12 protein-coding genes and 1 pseudogene are annotated in these 15,973 nt (G+C 69.7%); 7 read left to right on the plus strand and 6 right to left on the minus strand.

The features are described 5' to 3' along the window. Positions 1-1,065: 1,065 nt before the first annotated feature. Positions 1,066-1,926, plus strand: coding sequence for an SAM-dependent methyltransferase (locus ACFZA0_RS17895; RefSeq protein ID WP_391017303.1), 861 nt, complete (start codon positions 1,066-1,068; stop codon positions 1,924-1,926). Positions 1,927-2,433: 507 nt separating this feature from the next. Then, positions 2,434-2,688, plus strand: a complete 255-nt coding sequence (locus ACFZA0_RS17900; RefSeq protein ID WP_391017306.1) for a DUF5959 family protein — start codon at positions 2,434-2,436, stop codon at positions 2,686-2,688. Between the two features lie 88 nt (positions 2,689-2,776). On the opposite strand, the gene ACFZA0_RS17905 is transcribed toward ACFZA0_RS17900, so the two are convergent. After that, entirely contained in the window at positions 2,777-4,309 is a 1,533-nt protein-coding gene (locus tag ACFZA0_RS17905; RefSeq protein WP_391017615.1) for an amino acid permease, read from the minus strand. A 257-nt stretch (positions 4,310-4,566) separates the two neighbouring features. Next, positions 4,567-4,798: pseudogene (locus tag ACFZA0_RS17910) on the minus strand (heavy metal translocating P-type ATPase); the annotation flags it as partial. 305 nt (positions 4,799-5,103) lie between these two features. On the opposite strand from ACFZA0_RS17910, the gene ACFZA0_RS17915 reads away from it, so the two are divergent. Further along, positions 5,104-6,450: a hypothetical protein gene (locus ACFZA0_RS17915; protein ID WP_391017308.1), complete on the plus strand. Its 1,347-nt coding sequence runs from the start codon at positions 5,104-5,106 to the stop codon at positions 6,448-6,450. A 104-nt stretch (positions 6,451-6,554) separates the two neighbouring features. Here ACFZA0_RS17915 and ACFZA0_RS17920 read toward each other — a convergent pair whose 3' ends face one another. Then, complete coding sequence (locus ACFZA0_RS17920) at positions 6,555-7,298, minus strand: ankyrin repeat domain-containing protein (RefSeq protein WP_391017311.1); 744 nt, start codon at positions 7,296-7,298, stop codon at positions 6,555-6,557. A gap of 778 nt (positions 7,299-8,076) precedes the next feature. Between ACFZA0_RS17920 and ACFZA0_RS17925 the strand changes: the two genes are divergently transcribed. After that, on the plus strand, positions 8,077-8,421 hold the full coding sequence (locus tag ACFZA0_RS17925) for a hypothetical protein (RefSeq protein WP_391017314.1): 345 nt from the start codon (positions 8,077-8,079) through the stop codon (positions 8,419-8,421). Positions 8,422-8,828: 407 nt separating this feature from the next. On the opposite strand, the gene ACFZA0_RS17930 is transcribed toward ACFZA0_RS17925, so the two are convergent. Then, a complete protein-coding gene (locus ACFZA0_RS17930) occupies positions 8,829-9,911 on the minus strand; it encodes a hypothetical protein (RefSeq protein ID WP_391017317.1) in 1,083 nt (360 codons plus the stop codon). 1,092 nt (positions 9,912-11,003) lie between these two features. Between ACFZA0_RS17930 and ACFZA0_RS17935 the strand changes: the two genes are divergently transcribed. Next, positions 11,004-11,531: a tryptophan-rich sensory protein gene (locus ACFZA0_RS17935; protein WP_391017319.1), complete on the plus strand. Its 528-nt coding sequence runs from the start codon at positions 11,004-11,006 to the stop codon at positions 11,529-11,531. Between the two features lie 541 nt (positions 11,532-12,072). Further along, positions 12,073-13,323 (plus strand): SpoIIE family protein phosphatase, encoded by a 1,251-nt coding sequence (locus ACFZA0_RS17940; RefSeq protein ID WP_391017322.1) that lies wholly within the window; start codon positions 12,073-12,075, stop codon positions 13,321-13,323. A gap of 156 nt (positions 13,324-13,479) precedes the next feature. Here the strand turns inward: ACFZA0_RS17940 and ACFZA0_RS17945 are convergent, their stop codons facing one another. Next, the gene (locus tag ACFZA0_RS17945; RefSeq protein ID WP_391017325.1) at positions 13,480-14,139 is read right to left on the minus strand and encodes a TetR/AcrR family transcriptional regulator C-terminal domain-containing protein; all 660 of its coding nucleotides are present in this window, start codon (positions 14,137-14,139) and stop codon (positions 13,480-13,482) included. Positions 14,140-14,287: 148 nt separating this feature from the next. Here ACFZA0_RS17945 and ACFZA0_RS17950 point away from each other — a divergent pair, with 148 nt between their 5' ends. After that, complete coding sequence (locus tag ACFZA0_RS17950) at positions 14,288-15,046, plus strand: SDR family oxidoreductase (protein ID WP_391017328.1); 759 nt, start codon at positions 14,288-14,290, stop codon at positions 15,044-15,046. Positions 15,047-15,186: 140 nt separating this feature from the next. Here the strand turns inward: ACFZA0_RS17950 and ACFZA0_RS17955 are convergent, their stop codons facing one another. Continuing rightward, entirely contained in the window at positions 15,187-15,900 is a 714-nt protein-coding gene (locus tag ACFZA0_RS17955; protein WP_391017330.1) for an LmeA family phospholipid-binding protein, read from the minus strand. Positions 15,901-15,973 lie beyond the last annotated feature (73 nt).

Raw genomic sequence — 15,973 nt, forward strand, 5'->3', positions numbered from 1 at the left:
TCTTCTTACCTCATACGTCCGCAGGTGCCTGCGTGTCCATCGTCATACGCCCAGGCTGGAGCGGGCGGCAGGGAGCTGAGCCTAGCCGTGCATGGTGAGCAACTGGCATGGGGTGGTTGCTGGTTGACGTGGCAGACCGGTGCCGAACACGGGTTGTCCAACGACTCGGCAACGTTCGGACCAGGCTTCTGCGCGAACGCAGAAGCGGAGACGAGCGACGAGGCGGGACGGGACGCGTTCACGGCTCGCCGTCGCCGTCGCCGTCGCTGCCGGGTGACTCGTGCGGCAGGCGCAACAGACACCGACACCGGCGAGTGCACTACGACCGCGAACGGCGGTGTCCTGGTCCCGACGAGCTGACGCACGAGCGACTTCCGGAGCCAGACTCTGTGAACTGCTTGAGGTACTGCCGTTGTCTGTTGTGCCGCTGCCGCACCGGCCGACACAGCTCCGTCCTCGACTGCCCTGCTGCCTGACCCTGGCGGCTGGAGAGCGTCTCCGCACCGGCGGGAGGTTGGGGGAGGGGGAGCGGCCGCCGACGAGGACTCCCTCGCGGACGTCGATCGGGACGCGAACCGCGCCGGACCGCTCCCCGATGGCTGGGCGCCTGCATGTCCCGCAGCGGGAGCTGCCCGAGCCCGGTCGGCTGAACAACCCCGACTCCGCCCACCGAGACCAGCCGTTGCACCGCACACGCCTGGCGCTGAACGCCCTCCCTGCTGACGGAGCATGCGCGGGGTGAGAGTGTCGATGTGGGGGACGCAAGGACAGGTGGACCGCGAACACCGTGCGAAGGCGACGTCACGGTGCTCCTACTGGGTAGCTGAACCTCCCCCTTCCTTCGGCACCACGAACGACGACCTGCTCGCGCACTTCGCCCCGTCCTTCGAGAGACGGCACTCATCGAGCGGAACACCTGGCCCGAGTAACTGCCCTCGAGGGCCGTCGCAGTACGAGCGGCGCGGCGGCCGAGCGTCGTCCCTCGCGGAGGGGGGAGGCATGGCTCGCAGCTCTGCCGCCGCACCCGCCGGAATTCATGACGACCCGGCGGCATACGCTGACCGCATGACTGAAGCGCCGGGGCGGGGCGAGCCGTCCGGAGTCTGGGCCACGGCCGTGGGTGTTGCCCGGGTGAGGGCGAGGGAGACGGCACGCGAACAACCGCTGTTCCGGGACCCGTTGGCGCTGGCTTTCGCCACGGCCGCAGGGAGGGGCCCCGAGACGCCTTCGCCCCCGCGCACGGACGAGGCGGCCCGTCGCCGCTGGAGCGGTGTCGCCTTCTCGATCGTCATCCGGACGAAGTTCCTGGACGACCTGCTGGACCGGGCGGTCGCGTCCGGTGTTCGCCAGGTCGTGCTGCTCGGAGCCGGGATGGACAGCAGGGCCTATCGAATGGACTGGCCCGCGGACACCCGGCTGTTCGAGGTCGACACGGCCGATCCGCTGGAGTTCAAGGCATCGGTGCTGCGTGCTGAACGGGCCGTTCCGCGTTGCGAGCGGATCACCGTCCCGGTCGACCTGCGCGAGGACTGGCCCGCCTCCCTGACCGCCGCCGGGCACGATCCGGCGCGGCCGACGGTGTGGATCGCCGAGGGCCTGCTGATCTATCTGCCCGAGGACACGGTGCGGTCGCTGCTCGAACGCGTCGGAGCGCTCTCCGCGCCGGGCAGCAGGATGGGCCTGACCCTGGGCCCGCGCGGTGCGCTCGAACGCTTCCGGGAGGACGCCGCTGCGGGGTCGGCAGCGTCGATGTGGGTCTCCGAGAGTCCGGAGGACCCCGTCGGCTGGCTGAAGGGACTCGGCTGGGAGGCGGAGACCTTCACCCTGCGCGAGCGCGCCGCGGCATACGGCCGCCCGGTGCTCGCCCCGCCGCAGCAGGACGAGGGCCCCGGCGGACTGGTCTCGGCGGTGCGCACGGGCAACTGAGCCCGTAGTGCTGGTCTGCCTCCCGCCCTTGCGAGCCATGAGAGGCGGTCGGCGAACCCCGCGAACTGCGGTCCGGGTGACCGGTGTGTGCGCAGGTTCGCTTCCGCGTGCGCGCGGTTGGCGGGCCGTGGGGGCCACGAGGGCAACCGGGATCCGTGACGGCGCGTGGCGGGCTGGGGCGCGCGCGCCGAGGACCTCACCGACTCGCCCGCACAGGCGGCGACGCGCTGCTCGCTGCGAGAACTTCGACCTCCGCGAGCCACAGGACGTTCACACGCTGCGCCCACGGCTGACCCGCACGATGTGCGCGGGCGGTCAGCCGGACCGCGTCGTCCCCGCGGTGTCGTCGCGGCTCCCGTCGACCTCGGCGCGGATGTTGTCGACCGGTAGGCGCAGGCCGTAGGCGAACCGCTCGGACGGTGGCGTCCTGAAGGTCGCGGCGAGGGCATCGCGGGCGAAGTCCGAGTCGGCGTCGGTGACCAGCTCGGCGAGGCGTGATGGCTGCAGGTGTCGCTTGAGGACATCGACGAGTGGGAGCGGTGCCTCGACCTCCTTCAGGCCGAGGCGGGGGCCGAGTGGCCGGCAGGCGGCCGTAGGGCCTGGTTGGAGGTAGTTCCCGATGATCCGGTGGAGGTGACGGTGCACGACTCGCCGTCGACAGGGATCGCCGTGCGGGTGCCGATCGAAGTCGGGTCGGAGTGGCTGCGGGAGAACCGGCTGCGGCTGGCCGGTGTCCGAGAGGCGGTCGCATGCACCTCATAGGTTGTTCGGGACCTCGGTCGAAGTCCGTCGCTCGCTGCGCCAAGGCTCTCCGGCGAATCTCGTCGGCCCAGTCTGCCTCGGCGACGCGTCACACGGGGTTGGTGCGCAGGTGGGCGGCGCCCGAACGCACTGCCCATACGAAGACGGCGAGGGCGACGACACCCACCACGAGCGAGTCGTACGGCGCCGGCAGGAGTCCGGAGCCACCGAAGGTGCCGAGCCAGGACAGCAGGGTCAGCGCCGCCAGGTGGAACACGAGCCAGGCGCCCTGAGGCAGTTCCCCGGCCTTGCGGTCGTGCGGCGTCCTGCGTCGTTGCAGCAGGAACAGCGGGACACCGGCAAGGACGAGGGGCAGGGCGAGCCGCAGGTCGTCCCAGCCGGACCAGTAGATGAACTCGGTCGCCACGGCGAAGCTGAGCGGCGCGATCCAGTGCACTCCCGGCATGTGGCCGTCCGCGAGCTGCACGCCGCGCTCCCGGTCGTGCGCCCGGAAGGACGCCACGGCCACCGCCGAGGCGGCGTAGATGATCAGGTACATGTCCCCCATCACGCTCACGATGTCCTGCCAGCCCCCGAACGGCAGCATGAACAGGATGATCACCGCGAGGTTGAGGAGCAGTGCGCGTCGTGCGATGCCGGAGCGGGGATCGATACGCATGAAGAAGCGGGGGAGCAGGCCGTTCTTCGAGAGGGCGTAGGTGTGTCGGGCGTCGATCGCGACACCCACGTACGCCGAACCGCCCGGTGAGACCACCGCGTCGGCGTAGAGCAGTGTGGCCAGCCACTGCAGGTTGAGGACGAGGGCGAGCTGTCCGAACGGCGACTCGAAGTTGACGCCGTGCCAGCCGTGCGTGAGCAGTGAGTCGGGCACGGTGTAGAGAAAGGCGAGTTGGAGCCCGAGGTAGACGAGTACCGCGAGGCCGATCCCGGTGAGGACGGCGGCGGGCACGTTGCGGCGCGGATTGCGGGCTTCTCCGGAGAAGTCCAGCGGAGCCTGGAACCCGTTGACGGAATACACGATGCCGCCGCCGGCAAGGGCGGTGAGGCTGGCCGCGTATCCGTACGGGGCGAACCCGCCGTGTTCGGTGAGGCGCCCCGCGTGGGTGCCGGAGAGGAAGAGGGCGACCACCGTGAGCACCGGCACGACGACCTTGAACACGGACACCAGGTTGTTCACACGCGCGAACAGCCGCACGGCGAACCAGTTCAGCGCGGTGAGCAGCACACTCAGCGTCGCGGCCACGCCCAGCCCCGACGCGGTGAGACTGTCGCCGCGGTAGAGCCCGGGTACGTAATGGGCGGCGTACTGCATGATCGCGCTGATCTCGGCAGCGGTGCCGCCCACGGAGAGGAGGACGGACCAGCCGACCACCGTGCCGACCAGCCGCCCGTTCGCGTACAGCGGCCACCGGACCGTGCCGCCGCCCTCCGGCCTGGTGGCGCCGAGTTCGACCATGACCAGGGCCACCAGGGCGCAGAGCAGGCCGGCCGCGACCCAGGAGAGCAACGCGGCGGGGCCGGCGGTCTGGGCGGCGTACATCGCCGCGAACAGCCAGCCCGAGCCGAGGATGTTGGAGAAGCCGATCGCGGTCAGACCCCAGAACCCGAGGTCCTTGCGCAGCCTGCTCTCCTCGGCGCGTACGTCCGGGGCACCGGCAGTCTCCGCCGGTTGTTGATGCGCCACGCGGTAAGCCTCCTCGCCATCACGGATCTACGGGGGCCAGCGTGCCACGCGGCACGTCGCGCATGTCCGAGCGCGGCCCGTTCGGCACCGCCGGGCAGGTCGCGCGGGGCCGGCCGCGGGCCAGCGTGGTCGATGCCGCGGGCGATCTCGTGCCCCTCGCTCCAGGGACCGAGTCCGCGACTGCGCGGGACGCCGGTCTTGTCCAGGGCGACGGCGTCGGCCTGGCCCAGACGCTCCATCGCGGCGTCGGACTTGGCCAGGACACCGTGGCGGCCGGCGTTGGCGATGGCGGACAGCAGCGGCGGCATCGTGGAGCACGACCGCGCACGGCGAGGCCACGATCATGAACGTCATCGCACGCAGCAGGGCGGGCCGGAGCGTGGAGGCGAAGGCCAGCGGGACCGCGAAGACGGCGAGGGGCGCGATGCCCCCTCCGGTCAGTGTGCGGCCGGCCGCGACGCAGGCTCCTCGACGGCTTCGGCGAGGATGACTTCCCTGTGGCTGTCGCAACCGTCCCTGCCGTTCAGAGACCCTCCAGGCGGCTCAAGTCCGCTGTCGTGCACGTCACTTCCTGGCGTCCATGCCGCGCAGGGTGTCACCCCGGGCACCTAGCATGTCTGCGGTGCGATCAAGGGGGAGGGGTCAGTGAGCCGGGTTTTGCTGGATGGCAGTGTTCATGTGTCGTACGGCCAGTTCTATGTGGAGTGGGGGCGCCGGGCGGACAGCCGGACATGTGGGACGCGTTCAGGGGGCAGGTCAATGGTCTGTGCGGCGGTGCCGAGGCCGGTTTCCTTTTCCTGCTCACCGGGCTGCACACCGGACAGGTTGGGCTGAGGGTCGAGTGGCACGAGAAGGAGCCCCCGCTGGGCGGGCAGTGGGAGGAGGCCGTCGAAGCGTCACTGCGCCCGATGGGGCCACGCGCGGTACTGGCCGAGTGGGCGGACGAGGGTGCCTACTCACTGGATCTTCCCCACACGGATCATCGCGTGCGGTATTGCGCCACCGGCATGCAGGCCGGTCGTTGCCGGGACACCGTGGCCGAGGGCGACCTGCGCGACCGGTACCTCCTGCAGTTCTGGCCCGCCGCCCCAACCCGGGACGCCGTCCTGCGCCAGAGCACCTCGATCGCCGCCTACTGGCACGGTTGGGCGCGCGAGCTGCCCCCGCCGCCCACAAAGGAGGAGAAAGCCGTGGCGGTGGCCGCCCAGGAACAGGCCCGCCAGGCGCAGTTGCACAAGTCACGGCTCGCCCAGGAGACACGCATCTGGGGCGGGCGGCTGCCCACCCTGCGGCGGCTGCGGGATCTGAAGGGAAGCGTTTGCGGACTGTGGCGCTTCGACGCGGACCTGGTCGAAAACCTGGGCCGGTGCCACGAGGAACAGCTGCGCCGGGTGGCCAGGCACGCGGCACGCGCCGCCGGCAGGCGGGTCGGCCTGGAACGGGCCGACTGGATCTCGGCCGCACTGCACGCCCTCGACCGGGGACAGCCGCTGCCGGAACCGTTCGATGACCTGGGCCGCCTGCACGAGAGAATGCATGCGGACGACAGCCTGAGACCTCACTATCGCGGACGCCTGGCCGTCATGCCGCAAGAGGCCGCCCCCGTGCCGCAGGTGCCCACCCCCGCGCCGCCGATTGCGGCCTCTGCGGCGGCGCAGCCCGTGACCGCCTCGGTCTCCTCGCCTCCTCGGCGCGCGACTGTTGCCGCGGCCGACTCAACGCCGAGAGGCCTCAACGGACTTGCGCCCCTGAGCCGGACCCTCAACGTCACGGACGCCCTGCCGGCACCCGAGACCCACCTGGTCGACCGGGTGGAGCCGCTGAGAAACGTTGGTGTCGCGCTCCCGCCCGGAGCCGCACTGTCGAGCGAGGCCAGGGCAAGTCTGCTCCAGGCGGCCACTGACCCCAACGCGCCTGCAATCCTCTCGTACTTGGCGGCAGGCGTGGTCCCGGCGGCTGCCTGCCCCGATCCGCTGCAGGCAGCATGCGACGCGCTGTTCGGCGCTGTGCGGGTGTTCGGCCCGGACTGGCCGGCTCTGCTCGACGGCGTGCGCACCTTGCTTTCTACGGGCAGTTGAGCCGGGGAAGCAGAGCTTCAGGAAGGTGGTCAGCAGGCTGAATGAAGATTCTCGTCCGGGGCCTTCCACGACGGCAACAGAGCGGCTGGACCAACTCGTGGGCCTCAATCGGGTCCGCAGGGTGGGTCTGCCCGTGCGGTTCCCCCAGGCAGTACGGCTCGTAGCGTGCCGTCCGGTCCCGTGGGGCGGGGCACCGGCCGTAGTGCCTGCGCAACAGCTGTCTCCAGGTCGGCCACGGAGCCGCCGAGGAGGGCCGCAATCTCGACGTATCGCCCCCAACGGACTGCATCGGCGCGGTACTTCACAGCTTCCGTGCCGATCCTGGTGACCGTGGTCGGGGACCTGAACGGTCCACCGTCACGGTCTTGGACGAGGCGGAGGATGTCCGGATTCCCGGCCCGGGCCACCTCGACGAGGACGGGGTGCAACTGCCCGGGAAGCCGGCCCGTGGCCGCGCCCCGCTCCAGGAGCAGCGCCGCCGCCTCGACGTGGTTGCCCCTTGCGGCCCCGGTGAGCGGTGGCGGGGACTTCGGCCACGGCCTGCCGTCCGGATCGGCCCCCGCGTCGAGCAGCAGTGCTGCGATGCCGAGCATCCCTTGGTGCGCCGCGTGCCACAGGGGCAGGGCGTCGTCGTGTCGTCCGATGCGCTGCTCGGGGTCGGAGCCGGACCTCAGCAGCAGCCGGACCATGTCGGTGTGCCCGCGGAGGACGGCGGTGCCGAGAGCGCTGGTGGGCCAACGGCGCGCTCTTGTGCGTCCGTCTACCGGCACACCCAGGTCCAGCAGGTGTGCCGCCTGCATGACATTGCCGGACTCGGCGGCCACGACCAGCGCCTCTACGTCTTCCACGAGGACCCAGTGTTCCGCCCGGCTGCGAGGGCACGCAACACTCCACCTCTTGGAGGCAGCCGTGGCCAATCCCACTGCTCTTGAGCGCTGTTGCTGTGGCAGGGAACGTTCGTCGGCGCTGTGTGGCGTGGACGCGCGGGCGGCGACGGCAGGGGATTGGGCGTGTTACTCCTCGGTGCGGGAGAAGCCGGTGCAGAACCCCTGTGCCCTGTCGCGGACTTCGAGCCGGCAGGTGGTGTGCAGCGCGACGTCCGTTCGTACGGACTGCGCGCGCGAGGTGGCTGCGGAGCCGCACAATGCTGCGCTCAGTTTTCGGCGAGCGGTACGCGGCTACCGGGCTCGTGCACCGCTACGGCTCCATGGTGGTCGACCGGCGTCGCGGCGCTTGACCCCGTGTGGAGCTGGCGTTCGACTCCGATGCGGGCAAAGCGGTCACGGCGGCTGGCTGAAGGCCGACAAACGGGCTTGATCGCCTTCCGCCACCTGGAGCGGTCGGTCTGCATGCAACGCAACTGAGCCTGACGAAACGAACTCTGATTGCGCCTTGAACGAGGGCGTCTTTCGAGGCGCCGTGTGAGCGGTCGAGCGTCAGCGGCGTATTCCGTCGGCTCACCTATGCATGATTGAGCGAATTTGATGGAATGCGCCAGTTTCGTGCTCATAGGTGCCCGGTATAGGACATTCCGGCAATGATCGTGCTCCTCGTTTTCGACCTGCCGGGAGGATGGTCGTCCGGTCGGAAGCGTGTGCTTCCTTGGCCGTTCTGGGGGGAGTTCACATGAAGGTCCGTTACGTTCTGACCGGGGCCGCCGCGACGGCTGTACTCGCGGCATGCGCATGCGCGGCACCCACGGCAGTCGCCGCCTCGTCACCGGCCATGGTCCGTCCGGCCAACTTCCACAACGATGTGGTCCCGGCGAACTTCCACACCGATGTGGTTCCGGCGAACGTGTACACCGATGTGGTTCCGGCGAACGTGTACACCGATGTGGTTCCGGCGAACGTGTACACAGATGTGGTCCCCGCGAACGTGTACACAGATGTGGTCTCTGCGAACTTCCACACCGATGTGGTCCCGGCCAATCTCCATGCAGAAGTGGCCCCGGCAACCGCCGCCGTCTAGAAACACACAGGCTCCGACGGGGTGCGAGGCCTCGCCAAACGGACGGACAAGCTTGCCATCGCCTATCAAGCCGCCCTGCAGGTTCCTGCAATCGTCATCTGGACCCGACGCTGAGCAGGTGTTTGCAGGGTTCGGCAGGCCGCCGCATGCACGGCGAGACGGTCCTGCTCTCCGTCGAAGACACCGGCGAAGGCATGGCCGTTCGGCCACTCCCCACCGAGAAGATCTCGCTCGTCGACGTGCATGATCAGGGTGCCGCAGCTGTCGACTACCTCGGAGACGCCTCGGGTCGTGTCCAGGTTCCGGCCGAACTACTCCGGCAGCCTGCACGGCGCACTTATCGCGTCCAGAAGACGTTGTCCCGTCCCGAAGGCGCGCCTGGGACGTCCGGATGAAATCGTCAATTGTTAATTGTCGCGCCGGGCCCACTGCGCGGCCCGGACCGTTCCCTCTTGGATGTCCTGCTGAGGTAGTTGGAGATCGAGCGCTTCCTCCAGGGCGTGGAAGTACAGCTCGAACTCGTCGGTGAGTTCAGGGTGGTCCAATTCGGCACGGCGTATGGCCTGGTTGAGGAAGTCGAGTTGGCCGCCGCGGAAGTAGGGGGCGCGGCCTCGCTCGTACCAGATCAGTTCCAGGACGCCCCAGTCGTCGTCGATACGCCGGCCCTCGCGCATGTAGTCGAAGGTGTAGATGGCCTTCGCGGAGGTGGCGCTCAGGTGTACCGCCTCGGTGACACCGAGGCGGGCGAGAGCCTCAGGATCCGGCCTGAAGCCGGGGGTCTCGTGGTACATCAGGAACGCCCAGTCGCCGGCCCGCCCGTAGCAGCAGGTTTCCCAGACGATGTCCCAGTAGTCGGAGGTCCCGCCGTCCATGCTGCGCAGATCCGCAAGACGGGTCCCGGCGGCGATCTGTGCGGGGTCGGCTCCGTGGAGAAGGGCGATCTGTTCGGCGCTGGTGTTCTCGCCGCGGAAGAAGGAGAGGTGGGTGTAGGGATCCTGCTCACACCAGCCCGCAGCGATCCAGGCGAGGCGCTCCAGCGGGTCGCGCCCGCACGCCGCTTTGGGCTGCGCTCCGTCCATGCCGCCGTTGCGAAATCGGCTGCCCCAGGCAAGGTTGACCCGATCCAGCAACTCAGCATGCCCGGAGACGAGGTTGGCCACCGGGCCGCGCCCCGGGGATCGGGCCGCGATGTGTTCGGCAAGATTGCGGACCGCGTCCTCGGCGGCGAAGTACAGGACCAGATCCAGGTCTTGAGTGACGAAGACCTCCCGATAGGGGCCGATGTGGCCGTGCACCGTGCCGTCGTCGTCCAGGACCAGGAAGAGACGACCGTGCGGCGTACCCACGTGCTGCTCGTACTGGTCGGGTGAGCTGCCGATGGGCGGGAACATCGCGTAGTCGAGCACGTCAGAGCCTGCGGACACCTGGTGCCAGGCCTGCTTGAGTGTGTACGCCGAGAGCTGCATGGGCGTCAGTATGCGACGGGACACTGACACCGTCTCGGTCCGGCCAAGTGCCCCCTGAATATCGCTCACTTCCAGGCTGGACGCGACCTGACTGCTGTCACGCGCCAACTCGTCAACCTCCCGGGTGGCGTGCGTCGTTGTCAGGGGATCCGCCGGAGTCTGCGGGGGCTTGAGACCGCGGTGAATACGGAGAACGGGGGTCGGCACGTTTGTGGGAACGGGGAACGTCGCGGGTTGCCCTGCGTGGCGTGCAGGCGTGGATCGGCGGCCGGTCGCGGACGCGCTACCGCTCGGCGCGGAGGAAGGCGGCTGGAGCCTTGCGCTCTGTCGCGAGCTTCGAGCCGGCGGGTTGTGTCGTCGTTCAGGTGACCGATCGACTTGCGGCGACTGTCCTGCAGCGCGACGAGTTGCCGTCCTGATGAGGTACCCGTCGTCGTCGGGCCACGTCTGGGTGGACGGTGTGGGCCTGGACCTCGGTGACGGGTCGCGGGAGGCGCGGCAGGTGCAGCGGTGCGCGACGGGGCCGGGTCTCGGTCGAGGCCGAGGTGGACCGGTTCCTTGATCGAGGCGGCGGGTCGGCTGCCGGCTGGCTTCACCGGCGGGCACTCGTCCTTCCGAGGGCGGACCCTGGTAGAGGGGGCCGATCGAGGCGAGGAGAGCGCGATGTGGCTCAAGGTCGCACTGACAGCCGTACTGGCGCTGTGGCGTCGTCACCATCGCAAGCGCGTGCAGAGAGGGACATGATCAGCGCTTATCTCGCTAACGGGACGGGAGCTGCCGCACACGTCCTTGCCCGTGCCCGTTCCTGCGCAAAAGTCCGGGGCCTACGGGAGTCGAGGGTGCCGGCATCACGATGTCGGAGCCGGCGACCGGGCAGATGCCGCCCCAGAATCACGCTCTGGACGCCGACGCCGACGCCGACGCCGATGCCGACGCGGTCCTGACAGGCGCATACGCCAACACCCTGCGCATCCTCACCTGTCTCATACCGCCCGGGTGCGCCCGGGGTGACGCGAGGCGCTGAGCCGGGGCGCGCACCGTCCGGACGCTTCGGGTGCCCGGAGGCCGGGGAGTCGAGGCCGATACGGCCGGGCATCGCCGGGAAGAAGTGCAGGCATGAGAATCAACAGGGAACACGGCTCCCGGACCCGCCGAAGCGGCGCGTGGCTGCGCTACGGGGCAGCCGCCGCGGCCGTGACGGTCACGGCCGTCGCCGGTGCCAAGGCCGTCGACCCGCGCAGCGCCTGGTACGCGTCCTTGCGCAAGCCGTCCTGGCAGCCGCCGCCGCGGGCCTTCGGCTTGGTGTGGACACCGCTGTACGCGTCGATCGCCTACGCCGCCGGCCATGCCCTCGGCGCCACCAGCGACCGCCGACAGCACACCGCGCTGACCACCAGCCTGGCTGCGAACCTGTCCCTGAACGCCGGATGGAACTACCTGTTCTTCGCCCGCCGCAGTCCTGCGGCCGGTCTTGCCGGCACCCTGCTCCTGGACGTCAGCAACGCCGACCTCATCCGCCGCACCGCCCGCACCGACCGGGCCGCCGCCCGCGCACTGGCCCCCTACGCCGCATGGTGCGCCTTCGCCACCGCCCTGAACGCCTCCATCGCACTGCGCAACCGCGGCTCGGCGAGCATCCGCTGAGGCTCCACCCGCTGCCTACTCCACCCGGCGAGGCGAGGGGACGGCGCGGCAGCTCGTTCGGCAGCCCCCTCAACGGGGGGTGGTGTAGCTGTGGCGAGGGTGGCGGGGCATCGCGTGGGAGCGGGGGTCCGACAAGATCGCTGCCCGGACCTTCTCCTCCTGCCCCGGTCGGGCTGCGATACCGGCGAGAGGCGAGAAGCACCCCGATGCCTCGACGTGCCCTTTTGGCTGTTCAGCCTGCCGCACTGCCGCACCACCCGCGATGCTTTCGAAGACCAGTGACTGCGGGTTACCGCGGGTTTTCGAACGCGAGGGGGATTCCGTCGCCCGGCGGCAACGAGGAATCGGACCGCGGTGGAAGGTCTCGGCCTGGCAGGGTGGGAGACTCTTCACAGCGTCGGCGCGGTCGACCCCCATCCGGGGGCCGGGGTGGGCACCGGGCGCGTCGGTGTCGCTTCCGCGCACCGACTCCTGTGTGGTTCCTACAACACACGCGTTGCATCGATTCGCGGGCCTTGCGGTCTTGCGCCTGTGGAGAGTCATGGCAGAAGAGCAGAACGTCGTCGGCGGACCCGGAGTGGTCGCCGCGGAGACGGAAGCGAAGGCGCCGGGGTGGGCACGCGCGCTGGTCGACCTGCTGGAAGCCAGTCACAGGGCGCCGTTCGAGCTCTTGCCTGGTCTGCTGGCGAGCGCCGCGCGACAAGCAGGCGCGGGCGGGGCCCGGTTGTTCGTGGCCGATCTGCAGGAGGAAGTGCTGCGCGAGGTCACCGGCGTCGGTCTGAACGCCGGCAAGGGGGGTGACGAGCACCGGATCGAGGGCACACTCCCGGGCCGTGCCTACCAGAGCTCCGAGGTCACGGCGCCCGCGCGCGGCGGGGCGTGCTGGGTTCCGGTGCGGGACGGCGCCGAACGGCTGGGAGTTCTGCTTGTCGAGCCCGGCGAGGGTGAGGTGCGGCCCGACGAGGAGCTGATGCGGGCGCTGGCGACCATGGCCGGGCTCCTGCTGGTCTCCAAGCGGGCCAACAGCGACTCCCACGCCCGGCTGACGCGCACCCGGCCGATGGGGATACCGGCGGAACTGCAATGGAGCATGATGCCGCCGCGGACGTTCGCCGATCGGCGGGTCACGGTCAGCGCGTTCATGGAACCGGCCTACCAGGTGGCCGGGGACGCTTACGAGTACGCGGTGGCCGACGATGTTCTGCACCTGGCGGTCTTCGACGCGATGGGCCACGACACCTCCGCCGGCCTGACCGCCGCCCTGGCCATGGCCACCTGCCGCAGCCACCGCCGGGCTGGCGCCACCATCCCCGACGTCACCAGGGACATCGAGAGCACCCTGATCGAGCAGTTCGGCCACAGCCGTTACGCCACGGGCATCCTCGCCGACCTGGAACTGGACACCGGCAAGTTCAGCTGGGTCATCCGCGGCCACCTCCTTCCGGTTCTGATCCGCGGAGGCCGCTGGGCCAGTACCCTCCGCTGCCCGCCCGCAGGGCCCATGGGCAGCGGCTTCGGCCTGCCGGTCAGACAGTGCACCGAGCAACTGGAGCCGGGCGACCGGCTGTTGCTGTTCACCGACGGCATCACCGAAGCCCGTGACACCCAGGGTCGCGAGTTCGGCGTGGAGCGGTTCACCGACTTCATCATTCGCCACCAGGCTGACGATCTGCCGGTGGACGAGACCCTGCGTCGCCTCATGCACGCCGTCATGGACTACCACCAGGGTGCACTGGAGGACGACGCCACCGTTCTGTTTTGCGAATGGCACGGGCCCAACGCCCCCGAGTAGACAGACCAGCGGCGCACCACCGCCGCGAGCGCAGCGGCACGTTGACCCTCTTGTCTGGAGCGAGGCGTCTCCGGGTGGGGGAGAGGGAATCGCTGCCGTGGGCGCTGCTGCGTTTGCCGCGCTGCTTTGCTGCAACGGGGCCGGGGTGGCGGCCTCTCAGGAGTGCTGCGGGTGGTCGGCGCTGTGGCCGTGGCCGTGGCCGTAACGGGCGAGCATGGTCATGACCGCCTCGTCGACGGCGTGGCCGACGTCGGCAGGTGCGGGGCTCCAGTCGGCGAGCAGCATCCGCGGCCACAGGACGTAGTTGGCGATCATGCCGAGGAACTGGTTGGTGGCGCTCTCCGCGTCAGGTACCACCGCAGTGCCCGCGGCGTGCTGGGCCTCCAAGTAGCGCTGGACGGAGACGAAGTAGGGCAGCTTGCCCAGCTCGAACTGAGCCCGTCCCAGTTCCGGGAAGCGTGGCAGTTCGGCGATGACAATGCGGAAGAGGGCCGCCATCGCGGGCCGGCCGATCAGGTCGGCGTACTGGCGGCCGATCGCGCCCAGGCCGGCGCGCAGGTCACCGGGCTGCACCGCGGGCGCCGCCGGGTTCGGACCGCCCTTCCAGTACTCGGTGACGATGGCTTCGAAGAGCGCCGCCTTGGTGGGGAACTGCTTGAACAACGTGGACTTCGAGACGGCTGCTTCCTGTGCGATCTTCGCCAGCGAGGTCCCGTCGTAGCCCCGCTCCAGGAACAGTTTCGTGGCCGCTGCGGTGATCGCCTCGCGCTTGCGCCGGGCGAGTCGTTGATGGTGCTCGGAGAGTCCTGCGGTCATGGGCCCAGTATGCCTCATGGCGAGGCGAGTCACTTGACTCGCCACTGTGCGGATGCTTACGTGGAAAGGGAGGCGAGTCGTTCGACTCGCATCCGGGCGGCGGGGGAACCCCCGGCCGGCGTCGTTGCGTCCCGAAGGAGAAGCGCGCATGGAGTCAGGCAGGATCGCACTGGTGACCGGCGGCAATCGCGGGCTGGGCTGGGCCACGGCCCGGGCGCTGGCCCGACGCGGGCTGGGCGTCATCATCACTTACCGCGGCGATGCGCGGGAGGCCGAGGAGACGGTCAAGAACGTTCAGGAAACCGGTGCCGCTGCCGCCGCGCTGCGGCTGGACGTCAGCGACGTGGCTTCCTTTCCGGCCTTCGTCTCCGACTTGGCCGCGCAGCTCGAACGCTGGGACGCGACCCGGCTGGATGTCCTGGTCAACAATGCCGGAGTCGGGCTGTTCGGATCGCTGGAATCGGTCACGGTCGACGACTACGACACGATGATGGACACCAACGTGCGCGGCACGTTCTTCCTCATCCAGGCGCTTGCGCCCGTGCTGGCCGACGGTGGGCGGATCATCAACGTCTCCTCCTCCCTCACCCGCCACACCAGTGCCGGCACCTCGGTCTACTCGGCTTCCAAGGCGGCGGTCGAGGTCCTGACCCGGACATTGGCCGTGGAGCTAGGGCCGCGCAAGATCCGCGTCAACGCCGTCGCGCCGGGTCCGACCGCCACGGACTTCAACGGCGGCGCCATGCGGGACGACGCGCGGCTGCGCGAGGGCCTGAGCGCGCAGACCGCGCTTGGCCGCGTCGGCGAACCGCAGGAGATAGGCGACGCCATCGCCGCCCTCGTCTCCGAAGACCTGCGATGGGTCACCGCCCAGCGCCTCGAAGTGTCCGGTGGCGCCCTGCTGTAGGGGCCCGCGCCCACAGCGTGCGCACCCCGATATGAGGCACGGCGACACTTCCTTTCGAAGGTCCCAGGTGTGCCCGTTCGTGATGTCACGGGTGGCGGGCAGGGACCGGGCGCCGGTCCTCGCCCGCCGATGCGGGCCGGTCAGCCGCCGAAGCGCGAGGAGCCCAGGGTTACTTGGTGTCCGGTCACGGTCAGCTTCACGCCGTCCGTGGTGGACTCGGCAGCGCTGAAGCCCACGTTCTGGGGGAGGCCCAGGCGCCAGGATGCGGACGGCTTGGTCTGGCCCGGCGCGGTCAGCGAGAACTCGTCGCCCTGTGCGAGCAGGGTGCCGACGCCGTTGACTTGGGTTCCGTCGACCGAGCCGGAGATCCTGACGTTCGCGGCCTGCTCCTTCGAGCCGGACGCCTGTGACACCGTGATGGTGCTGCCGTGGCCGACGAGCCGGGTCAGCGTGCTGGAGAGTTCGCTGTAGGAGAGGGTGACGGTGCCGGTGGCGAGGTTGGCCTGGGCCGTGCGCGCGGTGTAGGACGGCATGGTCACGCCGCTGAGGTCCAAGTGCAGGTCGGCGATGTGGAGGTAGCCGCCCTGTGCGTTGTCGGCGGCGTCCACGTAGAAGTTGCTCGCGTCCAGCTCCACGTCGTGGAAGTTCTTTGCCAGTGCCTGTGTGAGGAACGGGAACCCTTCGATGGAGACGTCCAGTTCGGCGTCGGTGGTGTTCGCGTAGCCGTATTTGTCCTTGGCCAGGTCGGCCACCTCCTTGTCCGCGTAGTGCACCGCCACCCGGTCCACCACCACGAAGAGCACCCCCAGCACCACCACGGTGCCGACCAGTATCTTGACCCAGCGACCTGCCATGTCCCCCGCCCCTCTTGCCAATCCCCGTTGTTTTGCGGCGCGTTCGAGCAACGCCCGAGGAGATCATCCAGCA

The sequence above is a fragment of the Streptomyces sp. NPDC008150 genome, from assembly GCF_042956945.1.
Lineage (GTDB): Bacteria > Actinomycetota > Actinomycetes > Streptomycetales > Streptomycetaceae > Streptomyces.